This is a genomic window from Pseudomonas sp. P7779 (assembly GCF_013386315.1).
Classification (GTDB): domain Bacteria; phylum Pseudomonadota; class Gammaproteobacteria; order Pseudomonadales; family Pseudomonadaceae; genus Aquipseudomonas.
In genome coordinates, this window is the sequence record NZ_JACARZ010000064.1 from 1 (window position 1) to 18,771 (window position 18,771).

Annotated in this window: 14 protein-coding genes and 1 pseudogene; 11 read left to right on the forward strand and 4 right to left on the reverse strand. The window is 58.4% G+C overall.

The annotated features are described in order from the left end of the window. Nucleotides 1-88, forward strand: a pseudogene (locus HX869_RS19050) (peroxide stress protein YaaA); the annotation flags it as partial. Between the two features lie 130 nt (nt 89-218). Here the strand turns inward: HX869_RS19050 and yaaA are convergent. Next, the gene (gene yaaA / locus HX869_RS19055; RefSeq protein ID WP_008435666.1) at nt 219-998 is read right to left on the reverse strand and encodes a peroxide stress protein YaaA; all 780 of its coding nucleotides are present in this window, start codon (nt 996-998) and stop codon (nt 219-221) included. Between the two features lie 294 nt (nt 999-1,292). Between yaaA and HX869_RS19060 the strand changes: the two genes are divergently transcribed. The 5 genes from HX869_RS19060 (at nt 1,293) to moaE (ending at nt 5,490) form a co-directional block, all read left to right on the forward strand. Further along, nucleotides 1,293-2,417, forward strand: coding sequence for a polysaccharide deacetylase family protein (locus tag HX869_RS19060; RefSeq protein ID WP_003216300.1), 1,125 nt, complete (start codon nt 1,293-1,295; stop codon nt 2,415-2,417). Nucleotides 2,418-2,766: 349 nt separating this feature from the next. Further along, nucleotides 2,767-4,161, forward strand: a complete 1,395-nt coding sequence (locus tag HX869_RS19065; protein ID WP_003216302.1) for a PhoH family protein — start codon at nt 2,767-2,769, stop codon at nt 4,159-4,161. A 164-nt stretch (nt 4,162-4,325) separates the two neighbouring features. Next, nucleotides 4,326-4,799, forward strand: coding sequence for a cyclic pyranopterin monophosphate synthase MoaC (moaC, locus tag HX869_RS19070; protein ID WP_008435663.1), 474 nt, complete (start codon nt 4,326-4,328; stop codon nt 4,797-4,799). Continuing rightward, a complete protein-coding gene (gene moaD, locus HX869_RS19075; protein ID WP_003216306.1) occupies nt 4,796-5,038 on the forward strand; it encodes a molybdopterin converting factor subunit 1 in 243 nt (80 codons plus the stop codon). The genes moaC and moaD overlap by 4 nt, the downstream gene beginning before the upstream one ends. Nucleotides 5,039-5,040: 2 nt before the next feature. Then, a complete protein-coding gene (gene moaE / locus HX869_RS19080; protein ID WP_003216307.1) occupies nt 5,041-5,490 on the forward strand; it encodes a molybdopterin synthase catalytic subunit MoaE in 450 nt (149 codons plus the stop codon). 50 nt (nt 5,491-5,540) lie between these two features. Here the strand turns inward: moaE and HX869_RS19085 are convergent, their stop codons facing one another. Next, nucleotides 5,541-6,677: an FAD-binding oxidoreductase gene (locus tag HX869_RS19085; protein WP_177021820.1), complete on the reverse strand. Its 1,137-nt coding sequence runs from the start codon at nt 6,675-6,677 to the stop codon at nt 5,541-5,543. Between the two features lie 254 nt (nt 6,678-6,931). Between HX869_RS19085 and HX869_RS19090 the strand changes: the two genes are divergently transcribed. Next, nucleotides 6,932-7,957 (forward strand): hypothetical protein, encoded by a 1,026-nt coding sequence (locus HX869_RS19090; protein WP_087692829.1) that lies wholly within the window; start codon nt 6,932-6,934, stop codon nt 7,955-7,957. 46 nt (nt 7,958-8,003) lie between these two features. Further along, nucleotides 8,004-12,776 (forward strand): RHS repeat domain-containing protein, encoded by a 4,773-nt coding sequence (locus tag HX869_RS19095; protein ID WP_178903513.1) that lies wholly within the window; start codon nt 8,004-8,006, stop codon nt 12,774-12,776. Between the two features lie 11 nt (nt 12,777-12,787). Here the strand turns inward: HX869_RS19095 and rhlB are convergent, their stop codons facing one another. After that, nucleotides 12,788-14,275 carry an ATP-dependent RNA helicase RhlB gene (gene rhlB, locus HX869_RS19100; protein WP_032899430.1) on the reverse strand — a complete coding sequence of 496 codons (1,488 nt, stop codon included), beginning with the start codon at nt 14,273-14,275 and terminating at the stop codon, nt 12,788-12,790. Nucleotides 14,276-14,371: 96 nt separating this feature from the next. Then, nucleotides 14,372-15,028 carry an alpha/beta hydrolase gene (locus HX869_RS19105; protein ID WP_177036201.1) on the reverse strand — a complete coding sequence of 219 codons (657 nt, stop codon included), beginning with the start codon at nt 15,026-15,028 and terminating at the stop codon, nt 14,372-14,374. 347 nt (nt 15,029-15,375) lie between these two features. Between HX869_RS19105 and HX869_RS19110 the strand changes: the two genes are divergently transcribed. The 3 genes from HX869_RS19110 (at nt 15,376) to HX869_RS19120 (ending at nt 18,769) form a co-directional block, all read left to right on the forward strand. After that, a complete protein-coding gene (locus HX869_RS19110; RefSeq protein ID WP_003216321.1) occupies nt 15,376-16,407 on the forward strand; it encodes an amino acid ABC transporter substrate-binding protein in 1,032 nt (343 codons plus the stop codon). 72 nt (nt 16,408-16,479) lie between these two features. After that, nucleotides 16,480-17,661 (forward strand): amino acid ABC transporter permease, encoded by a 1,182-nt coding sequence (locus HX869_RS19115; RefSeq protein WP_003216323.1) that lies wholly within the window; start codon nt 16,480-16,482, stop codon nt 17,659-17,661. Between the two features lie 10 nt (nt 17,662-17,671). Next, nucleotides 17,672-18,769 (forward strand): amino acid ABC transporter permease, encoded by a 1,098-nt coding sequence (locus HX869_RS19120; protein ID WP_003216325.1) that lies wholly within the window; start codon nt 17,672-17,674, stop codon nt 18,767-18,769. Nucleotides 18,770-18,771 lie beyond the last annotated feature (2 nt).

Here is an 18,771-nt window from a genome sequence, read left to right on the forward strand (position 1 = left end):
GGAGTTTGACGTGCAGGGTTATCGCTTCAATGCGGAGCAGTCGAAGCCGGATAACCTGGTGTTCCTGCGGGATCACGCACCGGAATAACCTGACAACGAAGATCCAAATGTGGGAGCGGGCTTGCTCGCGAAAGCGGCGTGTCAGGCAATAAAGGCATCGACTGAACCACCGCTTTCGCGAGCAAGCCCGCTCCCACATTTGGATCTTCGTTGTCAGGTTATTCCGGTGCGTGATCCCGCAGGAACACCAGGTTATCCGGCTTCGACTGCTCCGCATTGAAGCGATAACCCTGCACGTCAAACTCCTTGAGTCGGGCCGGGTCGTTGATGCGTTCTTCAATCACAAAGCGGCTCATCATGCCCCGGGCCTTCTTGGCGTAGAAGCTGATGATCTTGTACTGGCCGTTTTTCAGGTCCTTGAACTCGGTGTTGATGATTCGCGCATTCAATGCCGGGCGTTTGACTGCCGAGAAGTACTCGTTGGACGCGAGGTTGAGCAGCACGTCATCGCCTTGTTCGGCCAGGGCTTCGTTGAGCCACTCGCTGATGCGGGTGCCCCAGAAAGCGTACAGGTCCTTGCCACGGGCGTTGGGCAGTTTGGTGCCCATTTCGAGGCGGTACGGCATCATCAGGTCCAGCGGCCGCAGCAGGCCGTACAGGCCGGAGAGCATGCGCAGGTGGTCCTGGGCGTAGGTGAAGTCGGCGTCCTTGAGGGTTTCGGCGTTGAGGCCGGTGTAGACGTCGCCCTTGAATGCCAGCAGGGCTTGTTTGGCGTTGGCGGGGGTGAAGGCGGGGGTCCAGCTGCCGAAGCGTGCGGCGTTGAGGCCGCCGATTTTGTCGGAGACGTGCATCAGTTCGCTGATTTGCGCCGGGCTGAGTTCGCGCAGTTGTTCGATCAGCTCTTGGGAGTGGTCGAGGTATTGCGGCTGGGTGAAGCGCGGGGTGACCGGCTTTGACTCGAAATCGAGGGTTTTGGCGGGGGAAATCACCGTCAGCATGAAGTCGTCTCCTTTAATCGTGGGGGGATTCTAGGGGGTAGGGCGGTTTGACTCCACCTATGATGGTGATAGATAGCTGTGCGGTCGTTGGGGGGCATATCCGTTTCTGCGGTTACGGCGGCTTATGGTTTCGCTCTTACAGCGAGTCACTTTGCAAAAGCGTTCAAAAGTGAGCCGCTGTAAGAGCGGAACCAATACAAGCCATCACTCAAATAACGCATATACACACCAACCCAATAGCGCCCCCACACGATCGGCTATAGTGCCCGACGACTCTGGAAAGGGAGACCCTTCGTGCGAATTGCGCTTTTACTGTCAGCCTGGCTCATCTGCCTGGGCGCCCAAGCCGCCCCCGTGGACGTCGCCACCCTGGACCGCGGCACCTGGCCCGAACGCCTCAGCAGCCCCGCCCTGTTCGACGTCGCCTCACGCGCAGAAATCCTGATGTTCGCCCACACCCTGCTCGCCAGCGAATCCCTCGACGAGCCCGCCCTCAAGCAGCGCCTGGGCCTGAAGATCATCAACCAGGCCTCGATCGACGACCTGCGCCGCCAACTCTGGCAACGGCTACTGGAAAACTACACCTTCGCCCAACAAAGCTGCGAACAGGACGCCTCCTTCTGCTACCTGGTGGAAAACATGGACGACCTGCGCGAACAAGCCGCCAAATTCGAAGTCAGCGACAACTCCTTCTATATAGGCTGGGCCGGCCCCAGCCGCGCATTCCACGAGCGCTACCTGGATGAACAGTTGCGCAAGGCCGCCCTGTTCCCCCAGATCAGCAGCGAAATCGCGCGCTTCGGCGATCACGAACGCAACGGCGACGAACTCAACGACCGGATGTTCCTGCTGACCTTCGACAGCGGACCGTCCCCGGTCAGCGGCAATACCGACTGGCTCGCCGACTACCTGCGCAAACAGAAAATGCACAGCCTCTTCTTCGTGCTGGGCAACAGCCTGCAAACCCGCGTCGAGAAAAGCTCGGCCACCGATGTGCAGGCGCTGTACCAGGGCCAGTGCGTCGGCATCCAGGGCTGGCAGTACCGCTCCCATAGCCACTGGGTCGACTGGCAGTCGTCCATCACCCGCAGCGCCTCCCTGGCGCAAAACCTGATGCCGGAAAACTACTTGCCGCTGTTCCGCCCGCCGTACGGTCAGCGCCGGTCCGACAGCCAGGGATTTTTCCAGTCACAAGGGCTGCAAGTGGCCTTGTGGGACATCGACTCGGAAGACGAACCCGGCAAGCTCAAGGCTGATGAGTCGGCGAACCGCGTGCTCACACTGATGCTGTTGTGGCGGCGCGGGGTGATCGTCTTCCACGACACCCAGGACAAGGCGCGCATCGCTTTACCCTGGCTTTTACACGCCACGGCAGAAAGTGGACTCGGCTGGCAGGATTGCCGCGAAGCGTTTCGCTGAAAAAGCACGAAAAGCCCGGCCCTGTTGGGGCTGAGGTTTTTCAGGGGGGAATTTGGGAGGTATTTCGATACAGGCGGACTTCCGACTTTAACGGTGCAATGCCGGCGCGCCTAGTGCTATTCGTCATCCTGAAAAATAAACTTCAAAAAAGCGTCAAAGTGCTTTTTCCTGTCATGTGTTTTGCGGTATTACGAAGACAGACAGCCGAAACCTGCAACACAGGTGGCGTCTTCCAAGACACCTCTTGTGTGCACCGCACTTGACGCCCCTCAAGTGCGTTCGACGGTCGAATCGAGGCGCAGCACTGTCGCGGTATTGCGTCGACTGGCTCCCACAAAGGTGACCGAGTATGGATGATCATGGACGTAACCCTTCTTCCGACCAGCCAATCCTTTATGTGCTTGATACCAATGTACTGATTCACGATCCAAACGCACTGCTCAACTTCGAAGAACACCACGTCGCCATCCCGATGATCGTGCTTGAGGAGCTCGACAAACTCAAAAGCGGGCACCACAGCGTTGCCGCCGAATGCCGCCAGGCCATCCGCCTGATCGACAAGACCCTCGGCGAAGCCTCCCCCGACGACGTCGAGGTGGGCGTACCGATCCAGCGTGGCAAAGGCGGGCCCAAGGGCTTGCTGTCGATTCTGATGAGCAAGCGCAGCGAGCCCAACAGCCTGCTGCCGGAAAATCTGAACGACAACAAAATCATCAACCAATTGATCGACCTGCACGCACGCGACAAGGACCTGCGCCTGGTGCTGGTGACCAAAGACATCAATATGCGCCTCAAGGCACGAGCGTGTGGGATCGCTGCCGAGGACTACAGTACCGACCAACTGGTTGACGACGTGTCGATGCTGTCTCGTGGTTATCACACCATGACCGGCTCGTTCTGGGATCGCGTCAGCAAGGTCGAAACCCGTCAGGACCATGGCCGCACCTGGCACCAGGTACAGCTGATCGACAACCTGCCGGCTGTGCACATCAACGAATTCATCATCGACGAACAGGGTTTTGTGGGCTGGATCAAAGAGATCCAGGTCGACAAGCTGCTGATCCTCGACCTGCATCAGGAACCCCTGTTGCACCAGGAAGCCTGGGGCCTGAAACCGCGTGATATCTACCAGAGCCTGGCGCTGTATGCCTTGCTTGATCCGGACATCCACCTGGTCAACCTGACCGGCGCCGCAGGTTCGGGGAAAACCATCCTCGCCCTGGCCGCCGCCATCGAACAGACCATGGTTACCAAACGCTATCGCCGCATCATCGCCACCCGCAGCGTGCAGGGCCTGGACCAGGAAATCGGCTTCCTGCCCGGCACCGAAGCGGAAAAAATGGAGCCGTGGCTGGGGGCGATCACCGACAACCTCGAAGCCTTGCACATGGATGACGAAAACACCCATGGCAGCGTCGACTACATCCTCAGCAAAGTGCCGTTGCAGTTCAAATCCCTCAACTACATTCGAGGTCGCAGCTTCCAGCAGAGCCTGATTTTGATCGATGAATGCCAGAACCTCACGCCGCACCAGATGAAAACCATCATCACCCGTGCCGGCGCCGGTTCCAAAGTGGTGTGCCTGGGCAACCTGGCACAGATCGACACCCCTTACCTGTCCGCGACCAGCTCCGGGCTGACTTACCTGACGGAACGCTTCAAGGACTTCCCGAACGGCGTGCACATTGCGCTGCAAGGTGTCCCTCGCTCGATTCTGGCCGAATACGCCGAATCTCACCTGTAACCACGGTCAATGTGGGAGCTGGCTTGCCTGCGATAGCATCACCTCGGTGTAACTGACATACCGAGGTGCCTGCATCGCGGGCAAGCCTGACTCCCACAAAAGCCCGCTCCCACATTTGATCGGCGTTGGGTTTACAATCGGGGCTCCTGATCAGGAGTATCCCTGTGCTGACTCATCTCGATTCCCAAGGTCGCGCCCACATGGTCGACGTCACTGAAAAAGCCGTGACGTTCCGTGAAGCCGTGGCCGAAGCGCGGGTGCGCATGTTGCCCGAGACCCTGAAAATGATTGTCGACGGCGCCCACCCCAAGGGCGACGTGTTTGCCGTGGCCCGTATCGCCGGGATCCAGGCCGCAAAAAAAACCAGTGATCTGATTCCCCTGTGCCACCCGTTGATGCTCACCGGGGTCAAGGTCGAGCTCAGTGCCGATGGCCTGGACGCGGTGCGCATCGTCGCCCGCTGCAAACTCTCCGGGCAGACCGGCGTGGAGATGGAAGCGTTGACCGCGGCCAGTGTTGCCGCCCTGACGATCTACGACATGTGCAAGGCCGTGGACCGTGGCATGACCATCGAAACCATTCGGCTGCTGGAGAAACTCGGCGGCAAGAGCGGGCATTTCAAGGCGGACCAGGCATGAGCATCAACGTACTGTTTTTTGCGCGCTACAGCGAAGCGATTGGCCTGGACTCCCTGGAGATGGAAGGTGACTTCGCGACGGTCGACGCTGTACGCCAGGCATTGGCCGGTGACCCGGAATTCGCAGTGCTCAATGAGGCCAGCCTGATGTGCGCTCGTAACCAGGAACTGTGCGACCTTGAAGAGCCGCTGCAAGCTGGCGACGAAGTGGCATTCTTCCCGCCCGTGACCGGAGGCTGACCATGGCGATTCGGGTGCAGGCCGAGGCGTTTGATCCCGGCGCCGAGGTCAATGCGATGCATGCGGCCAATGTGGGCGTAGGCGCGGTGGTGAGTTTTGTCGGCTATGTGCGCGACTTCAATGATGGCCTGGATGTGGCGGGGATGTTCCTCGAACACTACCCGGGCATGACTGAAAAGGCTCTCGGCAAAATCGTCGTGGAGGCCGAGCAACGCTGGCCGCTGCTCAAGCTGGAAGTGTTGCATCGCATTGGCGCCCTGGAGCCGGGTGAGCCGATCGTGTTTGTTGCGGCGGCCAGTGCCCATCGTCAGGCGGCGTTCGATGCCTGCGCCTTTGTGATGGACTACCTGAAGACCCGGGCGCCGTTCTGGAAGAAGGAAAACACCAGCGAAGGGCCACGCTGGGTGGAAGGGCGCGACAGCGATCACGCAGCCGCTGACCGCTGGAAATAACGTGTGGCGAGGGAGCTCCCTCCCCACAGCAAGCTCCCCCGCCACACAGGTCAGGTCGAGGCGTGCAGCCGGTGTGGAGAAAGCATCGCTTCGGTCAACCCGAACGCCGCCAATGCATCCGGCAAAGGCTTGCCGCGCACCAGCGCCGCACTGGCCTGGCCCATCGCCGGAGACGTCTGAATCCCGTAGCCGCCCTGGGCCGCAATCCAGAACAATCCCTCCACCTGTGGATCGAACCCGCAGACCAGGTCCCCATCGCTGACGAAACTGCGCAAACCGGCCCAGGTCCGCGCAGGCCGGCGGATGCTCAGGGTGGTGGCTTCCTCGATGTGATAGATCCCCGTGGCGATGTCCAGCTCTTCCGGTTGCACGTCGTGGGGCTCCACCGGGTCGGCATTGGCCGGTGAGCCGAGGAACATGCCGGCGTCGGGTTTCATATAGAACGAACCATCGAGGGCCGCCAGCTCCGGCCATGCGTGGATGTTCAGCTCGGCGGGTGGAGAGAAGACGAACGCGCTGCGACGTTTGGGTTGCAGGCCGATTTTCTGTGCACCGGCCAACTCGCCGATATGGTCGGCCCAGGCGCCGGCGGCGTTGATGATCACCGGGGCGCTGAAGTGTTGTTGGGCCGTGCGCACTTGCCACAGTCCCTGACCGTCACGGGTCAGTTTCTGCACCTCACTGTCGGTGTGGATTTCTCCGCCATTGCGCCGAATGCCGCGCAGGTAACCTTGATAGAGCGCATCGGTATCGATGTCACACACGGTCGGGTCGTAGATCCCGCCATGGACTTTTTCCCGGCGCAGGATCGGCATCATGGACATCGACTCCTCGACGTCGAGCAGTCGCGTTTCTGGCACAAGGGCTTTGGCACTCAGGTACTGGCGCTGCAACTCACCGGGGTCGCCAATCAAGTCCACCAGCAATTCGCCCCGTGGGGTGAGCAAGGGGTGTTCGGCAAAGCCTGCGGGCGGCTGATCGAAGAAGGCGCGGCTGCCCAGCGTCAGCGCGCGGACCTGGGGCGTACCATAGGCGGCGATGTACAGGGCGGCGGAACGGCCGGTGGAGTGGTAACCCGGCATCGACTCGCGTTCCAGCACGATGACGCGGGCATGGTGTGACAGCCAGTAGCCGGCGGATGCGCCGGCGATGCCACCGCCGATGATGAGGTAGTCGGCCTGGTTCATGTGTTCCTCCTGGATTTGAAAATGCTGAAACCAAATGTGCAGGCTTGCTTGCTCCTCCACAAGCCCGCTTTCACATTTATATTCAGCCTGGCGATAAAGCAGGAAATCGCTATTTCCTTTTGACCTGAAAATTCCGGAAAAACTGTTATTTCTAACAGTAGGCGGTCCCTTCTATAAAGCGCTTACTTGCATCAGGCCGGTACAAGATGTGGCGTTGATGATAACTGTTCTCTATGTTGGATAAGGAGAAGGAAATGAAAGCGGAAGATCCCAATGTTCGTTTAAAAACGTTTGATATTGAATTTCCTCGCGATGGTGGCAATGTAGTTAATAATGAGGTGTATCTGGGTGGCAAACAGCAATGTCAAGTCAATATAATTGTCCAAAAGGAGAGGAGAAACGCTGAAGGTATATGGGAGCTGGCAGCCTTTGAGGCGACGGAGCTTGAAAGTGCCACGGTGGTTGAGTATTCCACAAACCCAGAAGCGACAATTCCGGCCGGATGGTATTGTGATACAAAAAGGAACGAATTTAACATGGGTCGGTGGTCGGGGGTGCTTGAGGAACCCAGCATGGCTACAGCCCCTTCTAACCCTATTATTCAGCCGATGCCCGGTATTGGTCCGCTCGAAAATGAGAAGCGATACCTGAGGTGTGATCTGAGATCAAGTGGTAATCAGCAGTTTATGGCAAAAATTACGGTGGGACGTAAAACATATACAACTAATATGGAGAGAGATAATGTTAATTATCAATCATCTGTCACTGTTAAGTGTCAAGAGCCCTATACATTGTCTGCTGAGCGGCTCGATCATTGGGCTGATACCGACGCCTTTTCAGTGCAGGGTGTGGATGTGGATATTTATTATTGGACGCCCCCCCTTGGGTTGAGATTTGTCGAGAATATACCTCCGACTGATCCCGTAAAATTAAAAGATTCATCTGTTCAGGGGGATCACTTTGATATTTACTACACTCGGGACATTGGGCACGGTATTAGACAGATCGGCGGTGTCATACGGGGTAATACTGTTGGAAACATCACAATGAATAGCCTGCTGAAAAAATCTTCAGGGGGAAATGACCCAATTCCTGCGAACAAGCGCAATACCATCATGCGTGCTGCGCGAGTCAAGGCCTGGTTGGATAACCCCAACACCGATCAACAAGGGGCCAGTATTTGGACAATGGTCGATAGTTATGGCTGCTCGCATCACTATTACCTGACCGAGACCGACAATTACAATGTGATGGTGCTGCGCGCCACTTCAAAACCCTGACGTTCCAGGCATTTCATCCCCTCTCCAAGTGCGAAGCGGTGGACCTATGGACATCTATTCGAACGCGTTTAATTTCAGTGCCCACCTCGGCGGTTCGGTTGACCTGCGTACCGGGCAGTATGGGTGTCTGATTCGTTTGGCAGTCTTGAGCCCAAAAGGGCCGTTAGAGGTCAGTCGAGAGATTGCCTTGGCGTTCTCGATGATGGATACCCGCAACAGTGGCTACGGTAAAGGCTGGAGCTTGTCGAATACCGAATTTGACCCGAACAGCTTCAAGCTTACGCTACTCAACGGTGAACAATATCTAACCCAAGGGCTGCCGTCCGTAGGGGACAATGCTGTTATTACCGACCATAAGTTGAAGGACCTCACCATAAAACGGGTTGCGCAAAATACGCTGCACGTAATTTACAAGGATGGCACTGTCGAAATCCTGCGTCCCCTCAGCATTCCCGGTCCCTATAAGATCAGTGCCATCCAGTTCGAAAATGGCGAGCGGCTGACCTTCCGGTATGGCGGTAATAACTTATTGCAGAGCATTGTTGACGATAAAGAAACCGACCTGTTGATGTTGAAGTATTCCGCCGGATCGCTGGTAACCGCCGATACACTAATTGATGGTAATCGTTATGCCCGTACGCGATTTGAATATACTCATATCGACAATCAACTGACCAAGGTCACGGTTCCTTATGACTTGGCAGGGCCAGTCGCAAGTGAGGCCTATTCGTTTCAGTACCTCAGGTTGCCTGATGCAATGGTAGCTATTTCGCAGGTTATGAAACCCATGGGGGGGCAGGAGATAATTCGGTATAACTCAAATGGGCATCAATACGATGCCCGTTTGTATATTCCGGTCGTCACCTACTGGGAGCAAAACCCCGGACGCGGGCAGCCCTCTGTCGTCCGCTCTTATAACTACAGTCCCAACCGTAACTTCACGGGATATCCTCTTAATGGCGGATTTCGCCAGGGCCAGGATAATTTGTATCGGGTGGATAGCGAGTACGCTTATTGGGCGGAAGAAACTTACGTTGATAATAATGGCAAGCCCCTGCGGTCTACCCGCGCCACTTATAATCGTTTTCACCTGTTGACTGAGGAATTAATGCTAGCCAATGGCAGCCAGGTCAAAACCGAGACTGTCTACAATGAAGTTCGGGGCATCCAGTTTCCAAATCAGCCCGCCAATCTCCAACTTCCGAGCCGCATCACCAAGACCTTTGAGCTGTATCCCCAGGGTGGCAAACCCCCAAGGGCGGAAGTGGTCAGTATCACCACCGATGACTTCGGCAACGAACTAAGCCGCACCGAGGCCTCCGGCGTACGCACCGAATACACTTATTACCCGGTGACCGGCGAGCCCCGAAGATGCCCTGCCGACCCCCATGGACTCTTTCAACGTTACCTGAAGCTGGAAAAGCTTTTCCCGGCCAGATCGACCACTGCGGCTCGGACCACTGAACATTCCCACACCGACGTCTCGATAACGGGGGGCGGCTACTTCGTCATGCCGCTTGCCATCAACCTTGAAGGGGGCACCCATACGTCTTATACCTATCATTCTGTGGCCGCCAACACCGCCCTGCATGGTCGCTTGAAAAGCTCCACGACGACGATCGACAAACTCTCTCTGGTCTCCGATTTCACCTGCACCTTCAATGGCGACTCGATCACCGAAGTCCGGAGCTTGAAGGGGCGTGAGCCTGGTCAATGGCTCGAGTCCGCGCGCACGTGGTCACTGACCAATCAGCGTCTGCTCGACATGACACGTGATGCCGTCGGCAGCCTGGCGATGACGTACGATGTCAGTGGGCGGCTGACATCGGAAACCGCCGCGCCAGGCACGCTCCAGATGGCCCGACGTCGTTATGCCTATCACTTTTCGGCCGGGGCCAAGATGGCCCATTTGGTCACCACGGATGCACAAGGCACCGTGCTCTTCACGTATTTCGATGGCATGGGACGCCAGCTCTCTGCTGCGCAATCGCTTGATGGCATCGCGGACAATGACAGGCTTCTGGGTTCCTGGGCGTACGACGCACTCGGGCGGCTCGTGAAGCAAACCCGTCTGGATTATCTGGGTGATGGGCCGCGTACATTGAAAACCAGCCACGCCTATAACATTTGGGGCAACCCGTGGACGGTAACTCAACCCGATGGTCGGGTATTGATCGATGAATATGACCCGCTCCTCAACCGCCGGGTGACGGGGGTGCAAGGTGACGCGCAACTGGAAACCTGGTTCAACGAACACAATCAACCGGCACGGGTTGAGCGCGTGAGCGTTGGCGGTGCGCGCATTGTGGTGGAAACCCGTACTTATGACGGGCTGGGCCGCTGCACGGAGCGCATCGATGCCAGGAAGACCAAGACTGAATACGCCTATGACATTTTTGATCGTGTGGTGCGCAGCCTGGAAACCCCCTCCGACGGAACGCCGCCCCGTGAGCGGTTGACGACGTATGCGCTTGGCACCAGCGAGCCAATGGTGCGCACCCTCACCGTAGACAGCAAGCTGCTTGGCACGCGTGAATACGACAGCCTGGGCCGCGTCATTTCCCAAGCGCGTGGCAACGCAACAGCCACGACCTGGGAGTACAAGCCCAACCAGGTTGCGCCAGTGGCGGTGACTTCGCCGCGCGGTGATCGTCAAGAGTACGGTCATGATCCTGAGCTGGAGACATTAACGAGCGTCAAGATGGCAGGGCATGCACCGATAGACCTTGAGTACGACCCCATCAGTGGAGCGATGCGACAATCACTCACCGCCGGGCTCAAGCATGAGATGAGTTACGACGAGAACGGCTATCTCGCCAAGGAAGTCCAGACGCTGGGCAGCCAGCCCTTGACTAGCCTGACGAGTTATTCGCCGGGTGGGCGGCTGTTGCGGCACTCCGCGGCGGATGGGCAGCACAGTGACCTCGTATATGACCAGTTCGGACGCCTCCAACAGACCACCACCGGTTTCGTCCGCATGATCCGGACTTACGATAGTCTGGGCCGCCTTTCGGCGCGAACCCTCAATTATCAAATGCGTCTTACCGACTCGGTGACCTTTGACGCATGGGGGCGTGAGTCGGAACGCAAGCTGGAACAGGACGGTGCGCTACTGCAGAACATTGTCAGCACCTATTACGACGATGGCCTGCTGGCCACTCGCACGTTGAAAGACGCGAATGACGCCGTGGTCACGGGCGAGACGTTCACTTACGATGGTTATTCGCGACTCAAATCCTATGTGTGCGAGGGCACGCAATACCCGATGGATAAATTGGATCGGGCGATCAAGGAACAGCGTTTCAGTTATGACGGTCTCGATAATATGACTGAAGTGCGGACAACGTTTATCGATGGCAGTAGCGACCGCAGCGAGCGGTTTTTCCAGGGTAAGGACCCTGCCTGCCTGACGCACCTGACCCATACAAACCCGGTACGAAACCTGACCCTGAGCTATGACGCCGCCGGTAATTTGCAACAGGGCACCTTCGGTCGCGGTTTCACGTACAACGGTTTTGACCAGCTCACTGCTGTACAGACCGCCACAGACAAGTACAGCTACCAGTACGACGGCGAAGCACGCCAGGTGCTTGCTGCGCGAGGCAACGAAGCTCCCGTGATGCTGGCCTATGCCGGGGATCGGCTCGACACGCTGGCGCAGGTCAGCATGCGGGCACGTTACGTGCGCGACGGTGACCAGGTGGTGGCCTACCGAGATAGTGGTAATTACCAGAAACTACTGGTTCTTGACGGCGCTGGCAGCGTCCGCGGTGTGGTGGCACCGATCACGGACCAGGTGCGCCGGCATTACGCACCCTACGGTGACGCCAGGATCGAGTTGCGGGATGACGTGTCGCCCACGATGATGGAAATGCAATTGCCCGCCTACAACGGCGAGCGGCTGGACGTACCGGTCAACCTCTATCACCTGGGTAATGGGCGCCGTGCCTATGACCCCGAACTCATGGTGTTTCTCTCTCCTGATCCCCTCAGTCCTTTTGACGAGGGCGGGATCAACAGCTACGCCTATTGTGGCGGTGACCCGGTGAATTGGTCGGACCCCAGCGGCCTCTTCAGTTTTCCAACATGGGCCCGGTGGGCACTGACCGGTGTTGCACTGGGCATGTCGGTGGTCACCGCTGGGCTTGCAACCGCGGGCTTGCTCGCTGCCATCGGCGCTCAAGCCGCTGCACTGACCATTGCCGGCAAGAGCGCGCTGTTGGTAGCCTCAGGCGCGGCCTCGGTAGGTGGGACGTTGGGGATTGCCGCACTGAGCGTTGAGGCGGTCGACAATCAGATGGGCTGGGATCGCTCCAGTCAAATCAACGTCCTGAACTGGGCATCGCTGACCTTTGCAGCGGTGGGTGTCGCGGCCAGTTTAGGGGGCGCAGGCATAGCGGCGACGGGCGCTTCCCGGGCGGTTGAAGTCGCCGCAAGCCCGGCGGTCCGAAGCTTCAGTCTATTGAGTTCCCAAGCAAGGGCCGGATTGCAGGCCGCTGGCAAGTTGCTGACCGGTGCTTCTTACAAGTTCTTCAATGACATTACGCTGCCAAGCCAAGCCTGGGGGGTGACGCGTTTTGGCTTGCGCGTGGTCAATCTGTACCGCTCGGTCGACGGTCGGATCAGAAAGCGCCAGCCGGCAGCGCCTATCGGGGGCGATGCCGAGAACTTGCAGCAGCCACTGGGGCAGCCGCAACCCCAGCCTCAGGCCCATCGCCTTGTCGATATGTCGGGCAGCAGCTTCACTTTCCATGAGGCCTTTTCGCAGGAGGCCTCGCGTGTTCGCCAACCCATCCTGGCCGAATGGAATTCGGCCTGAGGTCTTCCAGCTTAAGGGCGTTTGCGCTCCACCGGACGCAACAAATGCGTCGGCGGCGTTTCGCAGCTGATCTTGCGGCCCAGCAAGGTTTCGATCGACGGCAACTGATACGAGTCGTCTTCACCGGCAAAGCTGATGGACACGCCCGCCGCGCCCGCGCGGCCGGTACGGCCAATCCGGTGCACGTAGTCGTCCGGCACTTCCGGCAGGGTGAAGTTGATCACGTGGCTGATGCCATCGATGTGAATCCCGCGTCCGGCCACGTCGGTGGCCACCAGCACGCGAATCTTGCCTTCGCGGAAACCTTCCAGGGTCTTGATGCGCTTGTGCTGCGGCACGTCGCCGGACAGTTGCGCGGCATTCACGCCATCACGCACCAGCCGTTCTTCGATGCGGCGCACTTCATCCTTGCGGTTGGCAAACACCATGACCCGCTCCCAACCGTTGTCGTTGACCAGGTTGTAGAGCAGCTTGTATTTGTCGGCACCGGCCACGGCATAGATATGCTGTTCGACGTTCTCGCTGGCGACGTTGAGTGCCTCGATCTCGACGATGGACGGGTCGGTGGTCCACTGCTTGGCGAGGTTCATCACGTCTTCGGTGAAGGTCGCGGAGAACAGCAGGGTCTGGCGCTCGTTTTTCGGCGGGGTCTGGCGAATGATCTGACGCACTTGCGGGATGAAACCCATGTCGAGCATGCGGTCGGCTTCGTCCAGCACCATCACTTCGACCATGTCCAGGTGCACGTCGCCGCGCTGGTTGAAGTCCAGCAAGCGCCCCGGCGTGGCCACCAGGATGTCGCAGTGGCGCGCTTCCAGGTGCTTGAGCTGCTTGTCGAAGTCCATCCCGCCAACAAACGTCATCACGTTGAGGCCGGTGTACTTGGTCAGGTCGGCGGCGTCCTTGGCGATCTGTACCACCAGCTCCCGGGTCGGGGCGATGATCAGTGCGCGGGGTTCACCCATGTAGCGCTCTTTTGGCGGTGGGGTCTGCAACAACTGCGTAATGATCGAGATCAGGAACGCAGCGGTCTTGCCGGTACCGGTCTGGGCGCGACCGATGGCGTCTTTGCCGGCGAGGGTGAAGCCCAATACTTGCGCCTGGATCGGCGTGCAGTACGGGAAACCCAGGTCCTGGATGGCGTGCATCAGTTCCGGGGCGAGTTTGAAATCATGAAAGCGGGTTTTGCCTTCCTGGGGTTCGACGGCGAAGTCTTCCAGTTTCCAGGGAATAACCACAGGTTTGGGCGCGCGTTCACGGCGCGGCTTTTCCTGGCGTGGCTCCTGGCGTGGTTGGTCGGCGGCTGGCTCTTCAGCGACGTTAACCGTGGCGGGTGTGGTCACCGGCTCTTTTTTTGGCGAGGCTACAGGTGCGGTCCGGCCAGGCTGCTGGCCGTCATTGCGGCTGCCTTGAACGTGGGCGGGGGCACTGGAACCTGGCGCGAGCTGCTCAGCCTCGCTTTTACCGAACATCTTCTTGAGTGCTTTGAGCACGGTCATCTCATCAATTGGTTAAGGAATGTACGCCGGCCAGTGTAATGCAAGAATCGGGCGCGGCGTAGTGCGTTGGTCATGCGGCTACACAATGGGTGGTTTTCAGCCCAGGCGGGCGGCCAACCAGTCACCGATATCGTGTATCTCCTGGGGTAACACTTCGTGGCCCATTGGGTATTCCTGCCATGCCACGGTGACACCGCGCGACTTCAAATGCTCATAGGCGCTGCGACCCATGGCGTTCTGCACCACGTCGTCGTATTCGCCGTGCAGGCACAGCGCCGGAATCCGTTGCTGGCTGGCCGATAATTCGAGTTCGTCACCGAAAGTGGGAGCGTAGGTGGAAAGGGCAATCACGCCACCCAAAGCACCCTGCCATTTCAGGAACGCGGTGTGGAACACCACGGCGCCACCCTGGGAAAAACCGGCAAGGAAAATCCGCGAGGCGTCTATCCCGCTGCTTTTTTGTTCCTTGATCAGGTCGGTAACCATTTTTGCCGAGGCTTCCAGCTCTTCAACACTGATGGAACGCGCCGGGCTCATGGCCTTGATGTCGTACCAGCTCGGCATCTCGTAGCCGCCATTGATGGTCACCGGGCGTGTCGGCGCCTGGGGCAGGACAAAGCGCGTCGACAGGAGTTTTTCCTGCAGGGCTTCGGCCACGGGCAGGAAGTCGTAGCGATCGGCACCCAGGCCATGCAACCAGATTACGCAGGCGTCTGCGGGCTTGGCGGGCTGAAGAATCAAGGGTTCGGTCATGTCTGCTCCATATATGTGCGTGCGCTCCGATTGAGTGCGTCGGAACGGTGCGCGACGGGTTGATCTGTTAAGAGAATGTCGCAAGGTTGAATCTTTTGCTCTTGACCATGGGCTGAAACGACTCAGCCATCAGTCTGGTACGGGGCTTGCTATGTGAAACCCGATGTCAAGGCTCACCCCAGGCGGTAACACTATCAGTGACTGGCGCCTGTGGGATAGCAACTGGACTTAAAGCAAAAACCTCATGCTGTTTGACCCCAAAAAAAGCCAACACGGGTCGATGTCGCCTCATAAGGGTGCGGTGGGGTTCGAGCTCCGACACAACAAGAGCAAAACTGGAGGTTTGAATGAAGGTATTGAAATCCACCCTGGCCATCGTGACCGCGGCTACCGTACTGGGTGTCAGTGGTTTCGCCCAGGCTGGCGCCACTCTGGATGCCGTACAGAAGAAAGGCTTTGTGCAGTGTGGCGTGAGCGACGGTCTGCCGGGCTTCTCGGTGCCGGACGCCAGCGGCAAGATCCTCGGGATCGACGCTGACGTGTGCCGTGCTGTTGCCGCTGCCGTATTCGGCGACGCAACCAAGGTCAAATTCAGCCAGTTGAATGCCAAGGAGCGTTTCACCGCGCTTCAGTCTGGCGAAGTCGACATCCTGTCGCGCAACACCACCATGACCAGCTCCCGCGATGCCGGCATGGGCCTGAAATTCCCGGGTTTCATCACCTACTACGACGGTGTTGGTTTCCTGGTGAACAACAAGCTGGGCGTTAAAAGCGCCAAGGAACTGGACGGTGCAACCATCTGCATCCAGGCCGGTACCACCACTGAGCTGAACGTTTCCGACTACTTCCGCGCCAACAACCTGAAGTACACCCCGATCACGTTCGACACCTCCGATGAAAGCGCCAAGTCGCTGGAATCCGGTCGTTGCGACGTACTGACCTCCGACAAGTCCCAGCTCTACGCACAGCGCAGCAAGCTGGCTTCGCCGAAAGACTACGTGGTACTGCCGGAAACCATTTCCAAAGAACCACTGGGCCCTGTCGTGCGTAACGGCGACGACGAGTGGCTGGCCATCGTGCGCTGGGTTGGCTACGCCATGCTCAACGCCGAAGAAGCCGGTATCACCTCCAAAAACGTCGAAGCTGAAGCCAAGTCCACCAAGAACCCGGACGTTGCCCGTCTGCTGGGTGCTGACGGCGAATACGGCAAAGACCTGAAAGTGAAGAAGGACTGGGTCGTACAGATCGTCAAGCAGGTCGGTAACTACGGCGAAGTGTTCGAGAAAAACCTCGGCAAGAGCACGCCTCTGGAAATCGATCGTGGCCTGAACGCTCTGTGGACCAACGGTGGCATTCAATACGCACCACCTGTGCGCTGATCGCTGATGGTTCTATCACCCGGTGGGCCAACCGCCGGGTGATGTTCTGTTCCATTATTTCTGGGGCACTTAATGCAAAATCAAATCGGCGCACCAAAACAGAAGCTCAGCTTCAGTGATCCAAAAGTGCGTGCGTGGCTATTCCAGATCATCACGATTGTGGCGGTGGTCTCGTTGGGCTGGTACCTGTTCAACAACACGCAAACCAACCTTCAACACCGGGGCATTACCTCGGGTTTCGACTTTCTTGAGCGCAGTGCCGGCTTCGGCATCGCTCAGCACCTGATCGACTACACCGAATCGGACAGCTATGCCCGGGTCTTTGTGATCGGTCTGCTCAACACCCTGCTGGTGACGGTGATCGGTGTGGTCCTGGCGACCATCCTCGGGTTCATCATCGGTGTGGCGCGCTTGTCGCCCAACTGGATGATCAACAAGCTGGCCACGGTGTATGTGGAAGTGTTCCGCAACATTCCGCCGCTGCTGCAAATCCTGTTCTGGTACTTCGCGGTATTCCTGACGATGCCGGGGCCGCGCAACAGCCACAACTTCGGCGACACGTTCTTTGTCAGCAGCCGTGGCCTGAACATGCCCGCCGCGTTGATGGCGGAGGGTTTCTGGCCGTTTGTGATCAGCGTCGTGGTGGCAATCATCGCCATTGTGCTGATGGCCCGTTGGGCAAATAAACGCTTTGAAGCCACCGGTGTTCCGTTCCACAAGTTCTGGGCCGGCCTGGCGCTGTTGGTGGTGATCCCTGCGCTGTGCGCTTTGGTGTTCGGCGCGCCGCTGCACTGGGAAATGCCCAAGCTGCAAGGCTTCAACTTCGTCGGCGGCTGGGTACTGATTCCCGAGTTGCTGGCGCTGACCCTGGCCCTGACCGTGTATACCGCGGCGTTTATCGCCGAGATCGTGCGTTCAGGCATCAAGTCCGTCAGCCACGGCCAGACCGAAGCGGCGCGTTCCCTCGGGCTGCGCAACGGTCCGACCCTGCGCAAGGTGATCATCCCGCAAGCCCTGCGCGTGATCATTCCGCCGCTGACCAGCCAATACCTGAACCTGGCGAAAAACTCGTCGCTGGCCGCCGGTATCGGTTACCCGGAAATGGTTTCGCTGTTTGCCGGCACGGTGCTCAACCAGACCGGCCAGGCCATCGAGGTTATTGCCATCACCATGAGCGTGTACCTGGCGATCAGCATCAGCATTTCCCTGCTGATGAACTGGTACAACAAGCGCATTGCGCTGATCGAGCGGTGAGGAAACCTGCATGAGTACGCATACTTTCAAACCTGATATGCCGCCACCGAACAAAGTGTTCGGGCCGATGGCATGGATGCGCGCCAACCTGTTTTCCAGCTGGCTCAACACCCTGCTGACATTGCTGGCGTTCTACCTGATCTACCTGGTCGTGCCGCCGATCCTGCACTGGGCGATCCTCGATGCAAACTGGGTCGGTACCACCCGCGCCGACTGCACCAAGGAGGGCGCCTGCTGGGTGTTTATCCAACAGCGCTTCGGGCAGTTCATGTACGGCTACTACCCCGGCGACCTGCGCTGGCGTGTCGACCTGACCGTGTGGCTGGCCATCGTGGGTGTGGCGCCGCTGTTCATCTCGCGCTTCACGCGCAAGGCGGTCTACGGCCTGAGCTTTTTGGTGGTGTACCCGATCGTTGCCTACTTCCTGCTGCACGGCGGGATCTTCGGCATGACCAACGTGGCCACCAGCCAGTGGGGCGGCTTGATGCTAACCCTGGTGATCGCCACCGTCGGCATTGCCGGGGCCTTGCCGCTGGGCATTGTGCTGGCGTTGGGTCGGCGTTCGAACATGCCGGCGATTCGTGTGGTCTGCGTGACCTTCATCGAGTTCTGGCGCGGCGTACCGTTGATCACGGTGTTGTTCATGTCGTCGGTAATGTTGCCGCTGTTCCTGCCGGAAGGCATGGGCATCGACAAATTGCTGCGGGCCTTGATCGGCGTGATCCTGTTCCAGTCGGCCTATGTAGCCGAAGTGGTGCGCGGTGGCTTGCAGGCGATTCCCAAGGGCCAATACGAGGCTGCGGCCGCGATGGGCCTGGGTTACTGGCGCAGCATGGGCCTGGTGATTTTGCCCCAGGCACTGAAGATGGTGATCCCGGGCATCGTCAACACGTTTATCGCGTTGTTCAAGGACACTAGCCTGGTGATCATCATCGGCCTGTTCGACCTGCTCAACAGCGTCAAGCAAGCCGCCGCCGACCCGAAATGGTTGGGCATGGCCACTGAAGGCTACGTGTTCGCCGCCCTGGTGTTCTGGATTTTCTGTTTTGGTATGTCCCGCTATTCCATTCATTTGGAACACAAGCTGGACACAGGCCACAAGCGTTAGGA

What these genes read in the sequence shown, in the direction of transcription:
- yaaA (WP_008435666.1), bottom strand. Translation starts at nt 998, where the DNA reads ATGCTGACGGTGATTTCCCCCGCCAAAACCCTCGATTTCGAGTCAAAG.
- HX869_RS19065 (WP_003216302.1), top strand. Translation starts at nt 2,767, where the DNA reads ATGGATGATCATGGACGTAACCCTTCTTCCGACCAGCCAATCCTTTAT.
- moaD (WP_003216306.1), top strand. Translation starts at nt 4,796, where the DNA reads ATGAGCATCAACGTACTGTTTTTTGCGCGCTACAGCGAAGCGATTGGC.
- moaE (WP_003216307.1), top strand. Translation starts at nt 5,041, where the DNA reads ATGGCGATTCGGGTGCAGGCCGAGGCGTTTGATCCCGGCGCCGAGGTC.
- HX869_RS19085 (WP_177021820.1), bottom strand. Translation starts at nt 6,677, where the DNA reads ATGAACCAGGCCGACTACCTCATCATCGGCGGTGGCATCGCCGGCGCA.
- HX869_RS19090 (WP_087692829.1), top strand. Translation starts at nt 6,932, where the DNA reads ATGAAAGCGGAAGATCCCAATGTTCGTTTAAAAACGTTTGATATTGAA.
- HX869_RS19095 (WP_178903513.1), top strand. Translation starts at nt 8,004, where the DNA reads ATGGACATCTATTCGAACGCGTTTAATTTCAGTGCCCACCTCGGCGGT.
- rhlB (WP_032899430.1), bottom strand. Translation starts at nt 14,275, where the DNA reads ATGACCGTGCTCAAAGCACTCAAGAAGATGTTCGGTAAAAGCGAGGCT.
- HX869_RS19105 (WP_177036201.1), bottom strand. Translation starts at nt 15,028, where the DNA reads ATGACCGAACCCTTGATTCTTCAGCCCGCCAAGCCCGCAGACGCCTGC.
- HX869_RS19110 (WP_003216321.1), top strand. Translation starts at nt 15,376, where the DNA reads ATGAAGGTATTGAAATCCACCCTGGCCATCGTGACCGCGGCTACCGTA.
- HX869_RS19115 (WP_003216323.1), top strand. Translation starts at nt 16,480, where the DNA reads ATGCAAAATCAAATCGGCGCACCAAAACAGAAGCTCAGCTTCAGTGAT.
- HX869_RS19120 (WP_003216325.1), top strand. Translation starts at nt 17,672, where the DNA reads ATGAGTACGCATACTTTCAAACCTGATATGCCGCCACCGAACAAAGTG.